Source organism: Flavobacterium sp. (assembly GCF_024305175.1).
Taxonomy (GTDB): domain Bacteria; phylum Bacteroidota; class Bacteroidia; order Flavobacteriales; family Flavobacteriaceae; genus Flavobacterium.
In genome coordinates, this window is record NZ_JAMWYY010000023.1 from 25,052 (window position 1) to 42,539 (window position 17,488).

16 protein-coding genes are annotated in these 17,488 nt (G+C 41.0%); 1 reads left to right on the forward strand and 15 read right to left on the reverse strand.

From position 1 onward, the window contains the following. Positions 1–44 precede the first annotated feature (44 nt). The 5 genes from Q0K96_RS07615 to glyA form a co-directional block, all read right to left on the reverse strand. Positions 45–1,511 (reverse strand): sigma 54-interacting transcriptional regulator, encoded by a 1,467-nt coding sequence (locus Q0K96_RS07615; protein WP_297333409.1) that lies wholly within the window; start codon positions 1,509–1,511, stop codon positions 45–47. A 6-nt stretch (positions 1,512–1,517) separates the two neighbouring features. Continuing rightward, positions 1,518–2,255, reverse strand: coding sequence for a hypothetical protein (locus Q0K96_RS07620; protein ID WP_297333410.1), 738 nt, complete (start codon positions 2,253–2,255; stop codon positions 1,518–1,520). A gap of 13 nt (positions 2,256–2,268) precedes the next feature. After that, the gene (locus Q0K96_RS07625) at positions 2,269–3,387 is read right to left on the reverse strand and encodes a VWA domain-containing protein (RefSeq protein ID WP_297333411.1); all 1,119 of its coding nucleotides are present in this window, start codon (positions 3,385–3,387) and stop codon (positions 2,269–2,271) included. Between the two features lie 73 nt (positions 3,388–3,460). Next, entirely contained in the window at positions 3,461–3,946 is a 486-nt protein-coding gene (locus tag Q0K96_RS07630; RefSeq protein WP_297333412.1) for a hypothetical protein, read from the reverse strand. A 117-nt stretch (positions 3,947–4,063) separates the two neighbouring features. Beyond that, entirely contained in the window at positions 4,064–5,338 is a 1,275-nt protein-coding gene (gene glyA / locus Q0K96_RS07635; RefSeq protein ID WP_297333413.1) for a serine hydroxymethyltransferase, read from the reverse strand. A 108-nt stretch (positions 5,339–5,446) separates the two neighbouring features. On the opposite strand from glyA, the gene fahA reads away from it, so the two are divergent. Then, positions 5,447–6,730: a fumarylacetoacetase gene (gene fahA / locus Q0K96_RS07640; RefSeq protein WP_297333414.1), complete on the forward strand. Its 1,284-nt coding sequence runs from the start codon at positions 5,447–5,449 to the stop codon at positions 6,728–6,730. Positions 6,731–6,783: 53 nt separating this feature from the next. On the opposite strand, the gene smpB is transcribed toward fahA, so the two are convergent. From smpB to Q0K96_RS07690, 10 genes are all read right to left on the reverse strand, one after another. Then, positions 6,784–7,236, reverse strand: coding sequence for an SsrA-binding protein SmpB (gene smpB / locus Q0K96_RS07645; protein WP_297333415.1), 453 nt, complete (start codon positions 7,234–7,236; stop codon positions 6,784–6,786). Between the two features lie 84 nt (positions 7,237–7,320). Further along, positions 7,321–7,716 carry a hypothetical protein gene (locus Q0K96_RS07650; RefSeq protein ID WP_297333416.1) on the reverse strand — a complete coding sequence of 132 codons (396 nt, stop codon included), beginning with the start codon at positions 7,714–7,716 and terminating at the stop codon, positions 7,321–7,323. Positions 7,717–7,777: 61 nt separating this feature from the next. Further along, positions 7,778–8,635 (reverse strand): aldose 1-epimerase family protein, encoded by an 858-nt coding sequence (locus Q0K96_RS07655; RefSeq protein ID WP_297333417.1) that lies wholly within the window; start codon positions 8,633–8,635, stop codon positions 7,778–7,780. Between the two features lie 7 nt (positions 8,636–8,642). After that, a complete protein-coding gene (locus Q0K96_RS07660) occupies positions 8,643–9,080 on the reverse strand; it encodes an SRPBCC domain-containing protein (protein WP_297333418.1) in 438 nt (145 codons plus the stop codon). A gap of 136 nt (positions 9,081–9,216) precedes the next feature. After that, entirely contained in the window at positions 9,217–10,590 is a 1,374-nt protein-coding gene (locus Q0K96_RS07665; protein ID WP_297333419.1) for a nucleoside permease, read from the reverse strand. A gap of 84 nt (positions 10,591–10,674) precedes the next feature. Then, positions 10,675–11,361, reverse strand: a complete 687-nt coding sequence (cmk, locus tag Q0K96_RS07670; RefSeq protein ID WP_297333420.1) for a (d)CMP kinase — start codon at positions 11,359–11,361, stop codon at positions 10,675–10,677. Between the two features lie 11 nt (positions 11,362–11,372). Next, a complete protein-coding gene (gene porQ, locus Q0K96_RS07675; RefSeq protein WP_297333421.1) occupies positions 11,373–12,392 on the reverse strand; it encodes a type IX secretion system protein PorQ in 1,020 nt (339 codons plus the stop codon). Between the two features lie 113 nt (positions 12,393–12,505). Continuing rightward, the gene (gene lon, locus Q0K96_RS07680; protein ID WP_297333422.1) at positions 12,506–14,956 is read right to left on the reverse strand and encodes an endopeptidase La; all 2,451 of its coding nucleotides are present in this window, start codon (positions 14,954–14,956) and stop codon (positions 12,506–12,508) included. A 190-nt stretch (positions 14,957–15,146) separates the two neighbouring features. After that, positions 15,147–16,052 (reverse strand): DUF6252 family protein, encoded by a 906-nt coding sequence (locus tag Q0K96_RS07685; protein WP_297333423.1) that lies wholly within the window; start codon positions 16,050–16,052, stop codon positions 15,147–15,149. Between the two features lie 50 nt (positions 16,053–16,102). After that, the gene (locus Q0K96_RS07690; RefSeq protein WP_297333424.1) at positions 16,103–17,416 is read right to left on the reverse strand and encodes an MFS transporter; all 1,314 of its coding nucleotides are present in this window, start codon (positions 17,414–17,416) and stop codon (positions 16,103–16,105) included. Between the last annotated feature and the right edge of the window lie 72 nt (positions 17,417–17,488).

The following is a 17,488-nucleotide window of genomic DNA, read 5'->3' on the forward strand; positions in this document are numbered from 1 at the left end:
AGCAAATTATTTTAAAGTTATGCTAAATTACCGTTGAGATACTACTACAAATTCTTGCTTATGTAGCTGCCATATATATCTTTAAACTCATAACCCTGCATGAAACGGTCTTTACTGAGTTTATTGTTTTCTGCAAGCCCCCACAAAATAAATTCTTTCAGGAAATATTTATCTTCTTCAGTAATATCCGGCACATATTTCAACTGTAGCTGCTTAAGTGGAATGATGCTGTCCAGCTTTTTTCTGTATTCGGCATCTGTAGCCTCATCTGTAAGCTCAAAGCTGCTTTCATTAAAAAACCAGTCCACCACTTCCTGATACGGACTTTTATCGTTTTGCCTTTCCAGCTTTTCAATTTTAGGGAAATATTCAGCAAAAAGCGTTTTTACGGCATTGCCGATAAGATGCTCGGCAACAGCTGCAGCCCCCTCCTGCTCGCCTTCATATACAAGCTCTACTTTGCCTGTTACGGCAGGTATTATACCAGTAAAATCAGACAGTCTTACAGTAGTTTGTTGCTCACCATTTTTTAGTGCGCGGCGTTCGGCTGTACTAAGCAGGTTCTCATAAGCCGTTATGCTCATACGGGCGCTCACACCGCTTTTATAATCTATATATTCGCTGTTACGGGCTTCAAAACCAACCTGCTCCAGTAAATCTTTAGCCAGCGAGGGCACGTAAACCGATTCGCTCTGCCTTGCGTCAAGGCGTGCTTCCTGCTCGGTTATCGTTCTTGCCACAGCTACAGATTCAGGATAATGTGTTAATATCTGGGAACCGATACGGTCTTTAAGCGGTGTAACAATACTACCCCTGTTGGTATAGTCTTCGGGGTTTGCAGTAAACACAAACTTTATATCCAGCGAAAGGCGCACCTTAAACCCACGGATTTGTATATCGCCCTCCTGCAATATATTGAATAACGCAACCTGTATGCGCGCCTGCAAATCGGGCAGCTCATTTATTACAAAAATAGAACGGTTGGCACGTGGCACCATTCCGTAGTGTATTACCCTGTCATCAGCATACGACAATTTAAGGTTAGCTGCTTTTATCGGGTCAATATCACCTATCAGGTCAGCAACGGTTACATCCGGTGTCGCCAGCTTTTCATAAAAACGTTCGCTGCGGTGCATCCAGCTTACAGGAGTTGCATCACCCTTTTCTGCTATCAGCTCTTTTGCATAGCGTGATACAGGGTTAAGCGGGTCGTCATTAATTTCAGAGCCTTCCACCACGGGTATCCATTCATCCAGCAGGTTTACCATAAGGCGTGCCAGCCTTGTTTTAGCCTGCCCCCTAAGCCCCAAAAGGTTTATGTTGTGGCGCGATAGTATGGCACGCTCCAATTCGGGTATAACGGTATTTTCAAAACCCCATACCCCTTCAAAAACATTTTCTCCTTTTGCTATTTTGCTGCGCAGGTTGTCGCGCAATTCATCTTTTATGGTTCGGCTTTTATATCCGCTGTTCTTAAGTTCTCCTAATGTGTTAATCTTAGTATAATCCATTTTTTGTTATGCTTTTAAAATACCTAAAATGCCTGTACTCTTTTCTTTATAATTCTTTCTTAGTTGTGCAGGGTTAATGCTCCATTTTCCTGCTATTTGCAGTATTATATCTTTATTGGGGAATGTAACGTTATTTCTCTCCCAATACTCCTGGTCTTCCTCATCAATCTGCCACGGCTTAATTTTCGGAAAATTCATTCCGGCCTCTTCGGCAACAGGTTCTCCTGTATCATGAAAATCATAATTATTCGAGTTATGCGAATACAAACGCACTACTTCCCCATCAACTGACTTTGCGAATGTGTAGCAACTTTTATAAGTGCCGTAAAACTGTGATTCCCCAAATTGTTTACTTAACCTGTCTATTAATAATTTTATCTTATTAATTTCAGTTTTGGAATTACTTGTAGGTAAATCTATCCCTACAACCAAAACCCAATTCTCAAATGCCGGAGTAACAAAAACAGCACCGCCTTCAAATACATAATGCATTGCATTTAACCACCCGGAGCGCACCCTGCCTGTTAAGCCCAACTCTTCAGCCACGCCTTCGCTGCTGTCTGCCCTCACGGCAAGCCAAACCATTTCTTCTCCAAAATTAAAAGGCCTGTCAGCTTTTTGGTTGGGCAGTAATTCACCCAATTTTCTCCTCTTCTCTTTAATGCTTTGGCTATAGCTGGTTTGTATGAATAAAAAAGCAACTATACCAATAACAATAATTACAAAAAAGTTAGCTGCATTCATGCACTGCCTGTTGTTACTTTACCCTTTTTTTACGGTTGGTTTCATAATCTTCAAAAATCATTTCACCCAATCCTTTAAGTCCTGTATAAAAAGCTTTGCCCTGATTAGCCTCTGTAAAATGGCTCACAAACTGTTGCAGGTAAGGGTCGGTTGCAATCATAAAGGTCGTAATGGGTATGCGCAGCTTGCGTGCCTGTGCTGCCATGTTATAGCATTTTTCTACTATATAATCATCCAGCCCGTAACTGTTCATATAATACCTTCCGTCGCTTTCGCGGATGCAGCTTGGCTTGCCGTCTGTTATCATGAAAATCTGCTTATTGGTGTTACGCTTGCGGCGCAAAATATCCATAGCAAGCGACAGCCCTGCAACGGTGTTGGTATGGTAAGGACCAACCTGCAGGTAAGGCAGGTCTTTTATGGCTATGGGCCATGCATCGTTACCAAACACAATAATATCAATAGTATCTTTAGGGTAGCGGGTTGTTATAAGTTCTGCCAGTGCCATAGCCACTTTTTTAGCTGGCGTTATACGGTCTTCTCCATACAATATCATGCTGTGGCTAATATCTATCATCAGCACGGTGCTCATCTGGGCTTTATATTGTGCATCTTCTACAACAAGGTCGTCTTCGGTTAACCGAAAACTACCTACACCATTATTTATCTGCGCGTTTTTAAGGCTTTCGGTAAGCGATATGCGTTCCAGTCCGTCACCAAAGCGATACTCCCTGTATTCGCCTGTGTGTTCGTCGCCCGCTCCTGAATATTTGGTTTTGTGGTTGCCCGATCCGCTTTTATTCAGGTTGCCGAATATCTGCTTTAGTGCATGCTGGCGAATGTTCCTTTCTGTTTTAGCGGTAATTTTTAGCCCGCCGCTGCCATCCTCTTTTGTTTCATTCCTAATGTAGCCTCTTTTCTTCAGGTCTTCTATAAAATCATCTATAGTGTAATTTTCATCGGTTAGCTTATACTCATCATCGAGTTGACGCAACCAGTCCAGCGCCTCATCAAGATCGCCCGAAGTATGGGTTATAAGCTCTGTGAAAATTTCGAACAGCTTATCAAAAGGCGAAACATCTGGCGCCTTATAGCTGCTGAATATAAATCCTTTTCCTGTCCTTCTGTCCATAGCGTTAAATTTACTACATATTGAACGTATGTACTAAAGAACAAAACATAAATTTTGAGTTAAAATTATGTTCTTAGTTATCCTCTGAATAAAAACATTTTGGGAAGTGGTCTCGAATAGCAAAATAAAACACCCACAACAGCAGGAAAAGCTGCATAGGAACCCTGAACCAAAGGTATGCAGGGCCGCGGCCATCCTGAGCACCGGTTTCATAATTTATGTGCAGAAATGCCGAACGTATATTGGCAGGTAATGCCAATATCAGGAAAATTACAAACACAATACCAGCAAGCAGCCTGTATTCCGGAAATAAAAAACCCATCGCAAGTACTATTTCTAAAATGCCGGTTGTGTATATTACCGCCTTTTTAAAAGGAATTAACCGGGGCAGCATCATTGCCATGCCATAGGTATATTTAACATGCCCTATTGCCGTAAAAAGCAACATAATGCTAAGGGCATAATTACCCGTTACGGTAGTATGCCAGCTACCTGATGCTAATTTAAAAAGTACAGACGCTGCAATAAAAAAGCCAAGCAGCACTACAAGGGGTTTCATTTACAGGATTATTTAAAATACAAATATGCAATATTTTTTCTTACCTGAAAATGAAGCAAATAAAAATAGCGGCTTAAGAAAATACTTAAACCGCTTTATATATATTTTAATTATTTATTACCAGACAAAAATGGGCCTTTCGCTCATCATTTCGTTTACCTCATCGGCTACTGCTTCAAGCACCTCTTCGTTAGTGTGGTCGGTTATAACTCGGTCGATAAAGCTAACAATAGTTTCCATATCAGCTTCCATTAACCCGCGTGTGGTAATTGCGGCAGTACCCACACGGATACCTGATGTTACAAACGGCGACTTATCATCAAACGGAACCATATTCTTATTAACTGTAATTTCTGCTTTTACAAGTGCATTTTCAGCTTCTTTACCGGAAATGCCTTTGTTCCTTAAATCGATAAGCATCATGTGGTTATCCGTTCCGCCCGATATTATATCATAGCCTCGCTTAACAAATGCCTCTGCCATAGCCTTAGCATTTTTTTGTACCTGCATGGCATAACGGAAAAATTCATCCTGCAATGCCTCGCCAAACGCTACTGCCTTAGCTGCGATGATATGCTCAAGCGGCCCGCCCTGGTTACCCGGGAACACAGCGCCATCAAGTAACGAAGACATCATCCTGATTTCTCCTTTAGGCGTTGTAATACCAAACGGGTTTTCAAAATCTTTGCCCATAAGTATCATACCTCCCCTCGGGCCCCTTAGTGTTTTGTGTGTGGTAGTGGTTATTATGTGGCAGTGCGGCACAGGGTCGTTAAGCAAACCCTTTGCTATAAGCCCGGCAGGGTGCGAAATATCGGCAAGTAGCAAAGCGCCAACGCTGTCGGCAATTTCACGAAAACGCTTAAAGTCAATATCGCGTGAATAAGCAGATGCTCCGGCAATTATCATTTTTGGTTTTTCGCGCTCTGCTGTTTCCTGAATTTTATCATAGTTAAGCATTCCTGTTTCTTTCTCCACTCCATAAAATGAAGTCTGGTAAAGCTTACCCGAAAAGTTTACAGGAGAACCGTGTGTTAAATGCCCTCCGTGTGAAAGGTCGAAGCCTAAAATTTTATCACCGGGCTTAAGGCATGCAGCATATACCGCCGTGTTAGCCTGAGAGCCAGAGTGCGGCTGTACGTTTGCATATTCGGCGCCAAAAAGTGCCTTAGCCCTGTCTATGGCTATCTGCTCAATTACATCTACTACTTCACAACCGCCATAGTACCTCTTGCCGGGATAACCCTCGGCATATTTATTTGTAAGTACAGAACCTGCAGCTTCCATAACCTGGTCGCTTACAAAATTTTCTGACGCAATAAGTTCCAGTCCGTGAATTTGCCTGTCCTGTTCTTCAAGTATCAGGTCAAAAATTTGTTCGTCGCGTTGCATTTTATAATTTTTCGTTAATTTGCTGTCAAAAATAAAAAAAAGGTTTGGTAAAACCATTCGTAAAAGTATATTTGACAAATCAGTAAAACAACAAACAACAAATAAAAGATGCCACTAAGAGCAAACGACCCATCCAGAAAATCCTGGCTGGATGTACCCCAGGACAGCGACTTCCCGATACAGAATATTCCTTTTGGTGTTTTTATCACTAAAGATGACGTAGTAACCATTGGTACGCGCATAGGAAACTATGCCATAGACCTTGGCGCCCTGCAACAGCTAAACTATTTTGAAGGTATAGAGCTTACCGATGATATGTTTATGCAGGACACGCTTAACGACTTTATATCTGACGGAAAAAAAACATGGAGGCTGGTTAGGAACCGTATTGCTGAAATTTTTGACAGCAACAACCCTGAGTTAAGGGATAATGAGAAGCACAGGGAAACTATCATTTTTAATATAGAAGATGTAGAAATGCAGTTGCCGGTGCTTATTGGCGATTATACCGATTTTTATTCGAGCAGGGAACATGCTACCAATGTAGGTAAAATGTTCCGTGACCCTGAAAATGCACTACTGCCTAACTGGCTGCATATACCGGTTGGTTACCATGGCAGGTCTTCTACCATAGTACCATCGGGAATACCAATTCACCGCCCGCAGGGGCAAACGCTGCCACCGGGTAATGAGACACCAGTGTTCGGGCCTTCTAAACTTGTAGATTTTGAGCTGGAAATGGCTTTTATAACTACTGATGCGAATATAATGGGCGAGCCTATTCCTGTTGAGGAAGCAGAAGACCATATTTTTGGTATGGTGCTGTTTAACGACTGGAGTGCACGCGATATCCAGAAATGGGAATATGTGCCGCTTGGGCCATTTCTTGCCAAGAACTTTGCATCATCTATGTCACCATGGATTGTTACCCTTGATGCTCTGGAACCTTTCCGTACCAAAGGGCCTGAACAAAGCCCTGAGCCTATGGATTACCTGAAGCATGAAGGCGAGCATGCATTTGATATTAACCTGCAGGTAGCTTTACAGCCTGAAGACGGCAATGAAAATGTTATTTGTAATTCTAACTTTAAGTACATGTACTGGAGTATGGCGCAGCAGCTTGCCCACCACACGGTAAACGGGTGCCGCGTTAACAGCGGTGACCTTATGGGCAGCGGAACAATATCCGGCCCTACGCCTGACAGTTTTGGCTCTATGCTTGAGCTTACATGGGGCGGTAAGAACCCTATAAAGCTTAATGACGGTACAGAACGCAAGTTTATAAATGACGGCGATACGGTTATTATGCGCGGCTATTGCAAAAACAACAATGTTCGCATAGGCTTTGGCGAAGTTAAGAGCAAGCTGTTGCCCCCTTTCAGCAGGAAATAGTAAGAACAATATACTGTAAAATAAAAGCTGCCCGGTTGGGCAGCTTTTTGCGTTTAATATGCTTTTTTAATCCGGTCAAGGTCGCGCTTTACATCGCGGTCTTTCATGGTTTCACGCTTATCATAGTTCTTTTTACCGCGGCACAGCCCTATTTCAAGCTTTGCAAGGCCTTTTTCGTTTGTAAACAGCCGTAGTGGTATAATGGTAAGCCCTTTGTTCTGTACGCTCTTCTGTAGCGCTTTAAGCTCTCTTTTATTAAGCAGCAGTTTACGTTCGCTTTTAGGGTAATGGTTAAAATTTCTGCTGTAGGCATACTCTTCTATGTTGGTATTTATAGCAAACAACTCATCCTCATGAAACTCACAAAAACTTTCGGCAATAGAAGCCTTCCCCAAACGGATGGATTTAATTTCTGAACCCGCCAGTACTATGCCTGCCGTATATTTATCCAGCACCTCATATTCGAACCTGGCCTTCCTGTTTAGTATGTTTACCGTTTTTTGCATAAGGAGTGCAAAGTTACACACAATAGTTTAAAACGCCAACGGGCTTTGTATAAACTATAACGCCAACTTCTGCAATAGCTGTAACTATTCTGTTACTACAATATTTTTTGAAATATAGTTACCACTACCGGAAGGAAAACGCAACTGGTATTCTCCGGCTTCCTCAAATGTTATCGTGTAAACCTCTGTAACGGTTTCTGCCTTTGTTACACATTCGCAGCCACGGTAATCAATAACAGGTTTTATAATTTTCGGGAAAGAATTACTTTCTGAAAACCTCTTAAAATCGCCGCAGTCATTCACTATTTTAACTTTGGTGTCAATAGCTACAGGCGTGTTAACGGTAGCTGTTGCAGGAGCGGTAACCGCCGAAAATTCGCCATAAATTTCAATGTAGCAATTATCATCGTTGCCATCAAGGCTGCAGGATAAAAAACTAAAGCATAAAACTGATGCTGCCAGTAAATTTTTGATATTCATATAAATTATATAATTTCTATAATGATGATTTATTGTGCAAAAGGTTGCGCACAAATATACATCAGTTCAGGATTTCTACAGAAAAAGATTTTGAGGCTTCTGTACCCGCTTCAAGGGTTATTATACCTTCTTTATCCTCAAGCCTGCCATTAGAATCTGTATTATCTGCATAACCCTGCCACGGCTCTATGCAAATAAAAGGTGCACCCGGTTTAGTCCATATTCCTAAACTGGGAAAATCATCATATGTAACTTTAAGAAACGGTTTGCCCTTAAAAGCGATTGAAACACTACGTGACAGCAATTGCTTAAATACAAGCGCATCATTTTCGAAAAGGCTATAGCGTAATGGCAGCATCTTTTCCTGAAGTGTAATCCGGCTCATTCCATTGGTAAGCAAGTCATCTTTCAGGGGTGTCGCTGTCAGTGTTTCGTCTGAATCAAAATGAAGGCTGTAGTCTAAAAAATTACCCGGAAGGTCAAATGCCGGATGTGCCCCGATACTAAAAAGCATTGGCGCTTCTGTATGATGGTTTTTAATAGTATAGTGTACTATGAGATTATTTTCATCAAGCCTATAGCTGATAATCAATTCAAAACTAAAAGGGTAAAACTTTAATGTTTCATTACTGTAAACCAGACTAAAAGAAACACTTATATCATCTTTTTGTTTAATAGTAAAAACCATATCTCTTGCAAAGCCGTGCCTGTTGAGCGTATAGGCTTTACCATTGTAGTTATAGCTATTATTTTTTAAAGTTCCGACAATAGGGAACAAAACGGGTGAATGCTTTCCCCAAAAATCGGGATTACCACCCCACATATATTCCCTGCCATTGTCATCTTGTAACGATATAAGTTCGGCACCTTTATTTTTAAAAGATGCCGTTAGTTTTCCGTTGGTAATTTGTATGTCCAAAGCCTGATTACGTATTATGATAACCTGCTTCCGAAAGCTGTTTTATCTTTTGCGAAGCTGTCTCGCCAAAGGTAATGCTTTCCTCATAATATTTATCTCCCTCGGTAAGGATAGCAAAATCGCCTATCTCAATTCCAAGCCATGTATAGCCATTTTCATCTACAGAGAGATTGTAGGTGTAGCCCACATTTGTAACTTCTTCATTATTCCATGCCGGTACAAAAAGCGAATACCTGAGTGTCTTATTCAGCTCAAATTCCACTACCTGCATTTTAGAATACCCGGGCCATTCTATAACCGTGGCAGGGTGTATTTCGTAATCGCCGAAATCTTCCGGCAGGCTGTCCCACTGTCGGATATATTCGGGTTTGGTTAAAACCTCCCACACGCGGGCTACGGGTGCATCTATACGGATGTTGTTGTTTACAATAAGTGATTTGCTCATAGTTTTATAATTTATTGATTTGTGGTTAACTAAAGTTACTATTCAACCGGCTGTAACCATAAACCTTTAACGATACTTTATAGCAATAAAAAACCCGCAAAACAATGCGGGTTTTGGTTTGTGAACACTTATTATATTAGTGGCTTACCGCCTCAACTGCTTTTGGGTCGTGCTTATGTTTAAATAGAATTGCAAACGCTATGGCAATAACAAGGGAATAAACGGCAAATGCAAGCCATATATTATGCCAGTCTTTCATCATTATAGCATTACTGAAGGTGCCATCATCTGCTAATGATATCTTCTGGTCTTTTACAAACTCTAAAAGCTTAGTATTTGTTTCTTCTGTTTCAAGAAATTTCGCTAATGAAGCTGCATCAGTAAACGTTTTTGTAAAATACCTGTCTATCATCCACCCTGATGTAAAACTGCCTATAATCGCTCCAAAACCGTTTGTCATCATCATAAAAAGCCCCTGTGCCGACGAACGTATCTTGGCAGGTGTAGTAGTTTCTACAAATAAAGAACCTGATATATTGAAGAAGTCGAATGCCATACCATAAACTATGCAGGATAGTATTATCATCCACAGCCCGTCTGTCGGGTTACTGTAAGCAAACAAGCCAAACCTTAGTACCCACGCCAGCATACTGATAAGCATAACCTGCTTGATACCAAAACGCCTTAAAAAGAATGGGATTGCAAGAATGAAAAGGGTTTCTGAAACCTGGGAGATAGACATGATAATAGTACTGTATTCTACCACAAAAGATTCTGCATATTTAGGGAAGAATTTAAATTCGTCAAGAAAAACATCACCATAAGCATTTGTCAGCTGTAAAGCTGCCCCCAAAAACATGGAGAAGATAAAGAACAACGCAATTTTATATACACTGAACAGCCTGAAGGCTTCAAGCCCCAGCGCTTCAAACCATGAAGCATTGGCTTTGGTATTTTGGGGTTCGCATTTTGGCAGCGTAAAAGAATATAACCCAAGCACAACAGCCGCAATACCGGCAATATAAAACTGGTAAGCACTTGCTTTATTTCCTGTCAGGTTTGTTATCCACATAGCAACTATAAAGCCTATTGTGCCCCAAACACGTATGGGTGGAAATGCCTTAACAACATCATAGCTACTGTTTTTAAGCGCCGTATAGGATATTGAGTTACTAAGTGCTATAGTAGGCATATAGCAGCACATTGCAGCCAGCATTACATATACAAAAGTACCCGGATCTGTAACCTGTGGTATATAAAAAAGTACCACAGCATATAAAATGTGCAGTACCCCATATAATTTTTCGGCATTTACCCATCGGTCAGCTACGATGCCTGTAATAGTAGGCATAAATACAGATGCTATGCCCATAGTACCAAAAACAAGCCCAAACTGGGTACTATCCCAATGTTTTGTATTAAACCAGTAATTCCCAATAGTAATAAGCCAGGCTCCCCATACAAAGAACTGGAAGAAGCTCATGGCAACCAGGCGGTTTTTAATGCCCATACAAAGAAAAATTAAGTTAACATTTTATTAACGGTGGTAAAACTATTAATAAAATCTGAAATTCAAAGAATTCAGCCGTTAAAGTTAAACAGCGTTTTGTACCAGTTGCATTACTTTTTCAAACTGCTCCTCTATGCTAAGTTCAGAGTTATCTATCTCTACTGCATCGGCAGCCTTAACAAGCGGCGAGTCCTGCCTGTTACAATCTATATAGTCGCGCTCCTGCACGTTTTTAAGTACTTCTTCATAACTGGCCTTATCCCCTTTTTCCTGAAGCTCTAAATAGCGGCGTTTTGCCCTTGTTTCCGGGCTTGCTGTCATAAAAAGCTTAAGCTCTGCATCGGGGAAAACAACAGTCCCGATATCCCTGCCATCCATTACCACACCTTTGCCTGCGCCCATTTGCTGCTGTTGCTTTACAAGCATGGTACGCACTTCTGATACTTCAGCCACTCGGCTTACCTTGTTAGATACTGCCAGCGTGCGTATCATTTTCTCAACATTGTGTTCGTTAATGTACATTTCGGCAAAACCTTTTTCCGGATTAAAAAGAAATTGCAGGCTTATAAGTGGTAAATCATTAATCAATGCCTGTTTATCAAAATGCTCATCGGTAATATAGCCTTTATCCATAGCGTAATATGTTACCGCACGGTACATAGCCCCGGTATCTACATAAGCATAACCCAAATGATGCGCTAACTGTTTTGCAAGGGTACTTTTTCCGGTAGAGGAAAAACCATCAATGGCAATGGTAATTTTTTTATTCAAAACTGCTGGTTTTATTGCAGGTTAACGGTTAACCCGAACAGGCTGGTATTGGCTGCCAGCGTGTAACGGGAATACGAATAATCAAAGCGCAATTTATTAAATCTTAGCCCTAATCCTACCGAAATTCCTGAAAAATTACGTTGTTCCTCAATACGCAGTTCTTCGCCCCTCCTGAAGTTATAGCCTACCCTGAGGTTAAAGCTTTTACCGGGAAAAAGTTCGGCACCCAGTATCACGTGGCGAAGTGCATTGTTAAAAAAAGACACTTTTTCTTCCTGTACCTCCCCATCTATACCTTGTTCGGCGCGGTTAGGGTTAGAAAATGCTATATTCCACTGTTGCAGGTTCTCTAAGGTAATATGCCAGCGCACCGGGACATTTTCTACTTCCTGAGATATACCCGCAATTATTTCCAGTGGCAGCGATTCCTGCTGCCCTGCATAAGTAGTAAACTGCATACCCACATTACGTATGGCAAGCGCAATATTAATATCATTATCATCATCAATATAAATAGCGCCAATATCTATAGCACCCCCAAAGGAGTTATAGCTTTCCAGTGTAGATGATATTAGCTTTGCGTTTGCGCCCACATAAATATCTGTCCAGGGTATATTGTATGCATAGCCGAAAGATAAAGCTATTTCGCTTCCGGTAAAATCGCCCGTAAGCAGGCCGGCTTCATCACGCCCTTCAAACGTACCATAGTTAACATAGTTAACCCCTGCATGAAATGTCTGCACATGCCTGTCATAGGTGTAGGCATAGGCTGCAGTACCATAGGTAACCTCACCAAAATAACTGCCGTAATTTGCAGAAAGGTGATTATCCATTTCGGCATTTATGGTTGCAGGGTTAAAAAGCCCCTGATTTACATCATAATCATAAAGGGTGATTATTTTACCGCCCAGCGCCGCCTGGCGCGGAGAGGTAACAAGGTTTAAAAACTGATAGGTGTGCCTGCCCCCTATCTGGCTGAAAGACAAAGCACTTATAAGCAGTAAAAAATAAAGAAAACAGTTTTTAAACATTGCCTGTTATATACGTTTGGTGCATACTATAACGCGGTTGCGAAGATATTATTTTTTAAATAAAAAAACGGCTAATAAATTCAGCCGTTTTATATATAGTTAAAACAGGTTTATTACAAAACCCTCGCGTTTTTTACCTTTTGGTTTGTTATGGCATGCTTAACAACATCTTCCATATATTTTACATAGTGAAAAGTAAGCCCATCAAGATATTCCTGCTTAATTTCTTCAACATCACGCCTGTTTTCCTCACAAAGTATTATTTCTTTTACATTGGCGCGCTTTGCGGCAAGTATCTTTTCCTTTATTCCCCCTACGGGTAATACCCTTCCGCGCAGGGTAATCTCTCCGGTCATGGCAAGGTGTTTTTTTACCCTTTTCTGCGTAAAAGATGACACAAGTGATGTAAGCATTGCCACCCCTGCACTTGGCCCGTCTTTTGGCGTAGCGCCTTCCGGTACGTGTATGTGTGCATTATAATTACCTATTATTTCAGGGCTGATACCCAGCAATTCGGCATTAGCCTTAATATACTCCAGCGCAATTGTAGCCGATTCTTTCATTACAGCACCAAGGTTACCGGTCATGGTCATATTACCTTTCCCTTTAGAGAGGATAGACTCTATGAATAATATATCCCCGCCAACGCTTGTCCAGGCAAGGCCTGTTACCACACCTGCTACTTCATTAGTTTCATACTTGTCGCGCTCCATTTTGGGCGCCCCGAGTATTTCTGTAACATCTTCGTCGGTAACTTTTACATTATATTGCTCTTCCATTACCACACATTTGGCTATATGGCGTATCAGTTTCGCAATTTGCTTTTCAAGTCCGCGCACACCCGACTCACGTGTGTAGCCTGTAACAATTTTTTCGAGTTGCTTTTTGCCTATAACCACATCTTTAGGCGTAAGCCCGTGTTCTTTTATCTGCTTTGGCAAAAGGTGTTTCCTGGCTATTTCCACTTTTTCTTCAATGGTATAGCCCGTCATGTTTATAATTTCCATCCTGTCGCGAAGGGCAGGCTGTATGGTAGCCATATTGTTTGAGGTAGCTATAAACATCACTTTAGAAAGGTCAAAGCCCAACTCAAGGAAATTATCATAAAACTCCTTGTTCTGCTCAGGGTCTAAAACCTCAAGCAGTGCTGAAGAAGGATCGCCATTGTGGCTGGTAGATAACTTATCTATCTCATCAAGGACAAAAACAGGATTAGATGTACCTGCTTTTTTAATACTCTGGATGATGCGCCCCGGCATAGCGCCGATATAGGTTTTCCTGTGGCCGCGAATTTCTGCCTCGTCACGAAGGCCTCCTAACGAAATCCTGATATACTCCCTGCCAAGCGCCTCGGCAACCGATTTACCAATAGAGGTTTTACCCACACCCGGAGGGCCGTAAAGGCACAATATAGGCGATTTCATGTCGTTACGCAGCTTTAATACCGCAAGGTATTCCAGTATGCGCCTCTTTACATCATCAAGCCCGTAATGGTCTCGGTGCAATATCTTCTCTGCTTTCTTAAGGTCAAATTTATCTTTAGAGAACTGGTTCCACGGCAGGTCGAGCATCAGCTCAAGATAATTGCGTTGTGTGGCATATTCCGCTACCTGCGGGTTCATACGCTGTAATTTGGCAAGTTCTTTATCAAAATGGCTTTTGGTTTTCTCATTCCATTTTTTAGCCTTGCCTTTTTGCTTCATTTCCTCTATTTCCTGGTCGTGGCTCACGCCGCCAAGCTCTTCCTGTATGGTTTTCATCTGCTGGTGCAGGAAGTATTCGCGCTGCTGCTGGTCGAGGTCAAAACGCACCTTGCTTTGTATATCATTCTTAAGCGCCAGTTTTTGCAGCTCAAGGTTCATATACCTAAGAGTTTCCAGTGCCCTTTCCTTAAGGCTGTTTATTACAAGCAAACCCTGCTTTTCTGCAACGGTAAGGTTCATGTTGCTCGAAACAAAATTTACAAGAAAAGATTCACTCTCTATATTCTTGATAGCAAAAGTAGCCTCTGTAGGAATATTAGGGCTTTCTTTTATTATTTGTATGGCAAGTTCTTTTATAGATTCTATAATAGTGGTAAACTCTACATCACCTTTTTCAGGGCGGGTTTCATTTACTTCCTTTATAGTAGCCATAAGATAAGGCTGCTCAGATGTTACCTCATTTATTTCAAAGCGCTTTTTACCCTGAAGTATAACAGTAGTGTTACCATCAGGCATTTTAAGCACTCTAAGTATTCGGGCAACCGTACCAACAGTATGTATATCGGCCGGTGAAGGTTCTTCAATACTTTCATCCTTCTGGGCAACCACACCAATAATTTTACCCCCTGAGTTGGCATCATTAATAAGTTTTATAGATTTATCCCTTCCGGCAGTTATCGGTATTACCACACCGGGGAAAAGCACCATATTGCGTAATGGCAAAATAGGCAGGTCGCCGGGCAGTACCTCGTTATTCATTTCCTCTTCGTCCTCAGGGGTCATTAGCGGTATAAGTTCCGCATCTGTATCAAGCTCCTGAAGTGACAAACTGTCAATATTCAATATTTTCTGATTCGACATCTTATATTTAAGTCATTTTGTCATTAAACAATAAAACTAACTGCATTTAATTACTTAACGCATAATTTATAAATGCATTATTATCAGTAGATAAAACTTGTTTAAAGCAGTTTTGTATAATAATAGGGCAATGATTATGCCAACGAAAAAGCCCCGCAATAGCGGGGCTTCATTATAAGTATTATCAGAGTTACAGCTCTACATTAAATTCACCTGTAACCTCTATCGTTTCATCGTCAAAATTTGTACCTGTAAAACTAAATGTTCCAGTTATAAATCCGTCTGAATTGTTAGTTATTGTTAGCGAACCCTCATCAAACGGATAAGCATCCGATAAGTTTTGGTAGGCAATCATAGTTGCCGAAGCGCTGCCAAACTGGTAAGTGCCCGGAGTTATATCTGCATCTACAAGCATCTGGATTGCCTCGCCACTAAGTAACAAGCCTATTATCTGTAAATTATCACCTGTTGGGGAAGCCTGTATATTTGTAAAATCTTTCTCAACGCCATCTACAACGGCTGTAAAGTACTCATCGTCCGGGTTTGTAACCGGTGTCGGGCTGCCTGTATAAGGTACATCGGTAAATGTACCTCCTGTTAGTACTACAGGCTCCATTTCCTCACCCGGCATGTTCCAGTAAACAGTACCGCTAAAAGTACCTGAAACCGTTTTGTTTACAGTATCAATATCTGTTATGATTATACTTCCGTTATAATTGTTTCCCGGCTCTGCATTAACATCTATGTTAGCATAGAATGACTGCTCTGAGATATTCGGAATATACATTATAGATGCCTGCTGATTTGTATAAGTACCCTCCTGGCTGCCAAGAGCCGTTAAAGATACAACGCTGCCGCTGGTGCTGGTGCTTCCTCCACTGATGTTTAATACGCCCTGCTCAAAAGCTGCCTGTGCAACAGAAGCTGTAAACTGTTGCCCGTCTATATTCACCTGTAAAGAACCACCTTCAGGGTTATTATTATTTTCTTCCCAGTTATCTATAAACACAGGATCTACCGGTTCAGAATCACAGGATATAATGCCAAAAGTTGCAAATAATATCAATAAAGCTGATAAGATTTTAGTATTTTTCATAACAGTTATTAATTTTTAATCCCCAAATATAAAGGAATAATTTTAAAATACTAAGATTTTTTTAAGACTCTTCTTAACAGGAAAATGCCGCCCACAAAAAATATGGTAAGGAATATTACTGAATAACGCATACTGCCAAATATTTGGTCTATTGCGCCATATAACAGCATACCGATAACTATTCCTATTTTTTCGGTAACATCATAAAAACTGAAAAATGAGGCAGTATCTTTGGTTTCAGGTAAAAATTTTGAATAAGTAGAGCGTGATAGTGACTGTATCCCTCCCATTACAAGCCCTACAAATGCCGCAGTAATATAAAAATGTATGGGTAGCGTAATGAAAAAAGCGCAAACACATATTACAGCCCATATAATATTAATTCCTACAAGTGTTTGTATATTTCCGTAAGCTTTAGACAGCCTCGAAGTTATCACTGCGCCTCCCACAGCAACAATCTGTATCAGTAATATACTGATTATTAACCCCATATGCTTGGCGCTGCCCTCGCCCCATGCAATTTCTTCGGCACCAAAATAGGTCGCTACCAGCATAACGGTCTGTACCGCCATACTGTAAACAAAGAATGCCCCGAGATAGCGTTTTAATGTAAGGTTTTGCTTTAGCTGGCCCCATACTTTTTGCAGCTCCCTGAAACCATTAAGCATAACATCTGTAGTTACTTTATCTTTGCGGGTGCCTTTTGGCAGGTAATAATAAGTATATTGGCTAAATAAAATCCACCATATACCTACTGATACAAAAGACAAGCGCATGGCTTTAACGGCGGCAGGTTCACCCGGTGAATCTTCAAGGCCGAAAACATCTGGGAACATAACCATAGCGAGGTTGAAAACAAGCAGGAAAACACTGCCAATATATCCCATTGAGTACCCTTTGGCACTAACGTCATCCTGCTGCTCCGGATGGGCAATGTCCGGCAGGTATGAATTATAAAAAACAAGGCTGCCCCAAAAACCAACAAGCCCGAAAAAATAGCATACAAGGCTCCAGTATATGTTTTCAAGGCTAAACCAGTAAAGCCCAATGCATGAAAGCGAGCCGAGGTAACAAAAGAGCTTCAGGAATATTTTTTTATTACCGGAATAATCTGCAATACCAGATAAAAGAGGCGATATAAATGCTACAAACAAAAAAGCAAAAGCAGTAGTAAAGCTTATTAAAGCCGTGCCTTTTACAGAACTGCCAAACACACTTACATGGGTTTGGCCTTCATTAAAAAGTGCATTATAAAAAATAGGAAAAACCGCCGAAGCAATTACAAGGCTATATACAGAATTAGCCCAGTCATAAAAAGCCCAGGCATTTAAAAGTTTCTTACTTCCTTTTTCCAGTTGCTGCATTTTGGTTTGTTTTAAGGCAATAAAAAAGCTGCCCGTTAAGGACAGCTAATATATGTATAAATATTATATGCA

Coding starts and splice junctions, on each gene's coding strand:
- Q0K96_RS07615 (WP_297333409.1), bottom strand. CDS start 1,511: ATGGATTATACTAAGATTAACACATTAGGAGAACTTAAGAACAGCGGA.
- Q0K96_RS07620 (WP_297333410.1), bottom strand. CDS start 2,255: ATGAATGCAGCTAACTTTTTTGTAATTATTGTTATTGGTATAGTTGCT.
- Q0K96_RS07625 (WP_297333411.1), bottom strand. CDS start 3,387: ATGGACAGAAGGACAGGAAAAGGATTTATATTCAGCAGCTATAAGGCG.
- Q0K96_RS07630 (WP_297333412.1), bottom strand. CDS start 3,946: ATGAAACCCCTTGTAGTGCTGCTTGGCTTTTTTATTGCAGCGTCTGTA.
- glyA (WP_297333413.1), bottom strand. CDS start 5,338: ATGCAACGCGACGAACAAATTTTTGACCTGATACTTGAAGAACAGGAC.
- fahA (WP_297333414.1), top strand. CDS start 5,447: ATGCCACTAAGAGCAAACGACCCATCCAGAAAATCCTGGCTGGATGTA.
- smpB (WP_297333415.1), bottom strand. CDS start 7,236: ATGCAAAAAACGGTAAACATACTAAACAGGAAGGCCAGGTTCGAATAT.
- Q0K96_RS07650 (WP_297333416.1), bottom strand. CDS start 7,716: ATGAATATCAAAAATTTACTGGCAGCATCAGTTTTATGCTTTAGTTTT.
- Q0K96_RS07660 (WP_297333418.1), bottom strand. CDS start 9,080: ATGAGCAAATCACTTATTGTAAACAACAACATCCGTATAGATGCACCC.
- Q0K96_RS07665 (WP_297333419.1), bottom strand. CDS start 10,590: ATGGGCATTAAAAACCGCCTGGTTGCCATGAGCTTCTTCCAGTTCTTT.
- porQ (WP_297333421.1), bottom strand. CDS start 12,392: ATGTTTAAAAACTGTTTTCTTTATTTTTTACTGCTTATAAGTGCTTTG.
- lon (WP_297333422.1), bottom strand. CDS start 14,956: ATGTCGAATCAGAAAATATTGAATATTGACAGTTTGTCACTTCAGGAG.
- Q0K96_RS07685 (WP_297333423.1), bottom strand. CDS start 16,052: ATGAAAAATACTAAAATCTTATCAGCTTTATTGATATTATTTGCAACT.
- Q0K96_RS07690 (WP_297333424.1), bottom strand. CDS start 17,416: ATGCAGCAACTGGAAAAAGGAAGTAAGAAACTTTTAAATGCCTGGGCT.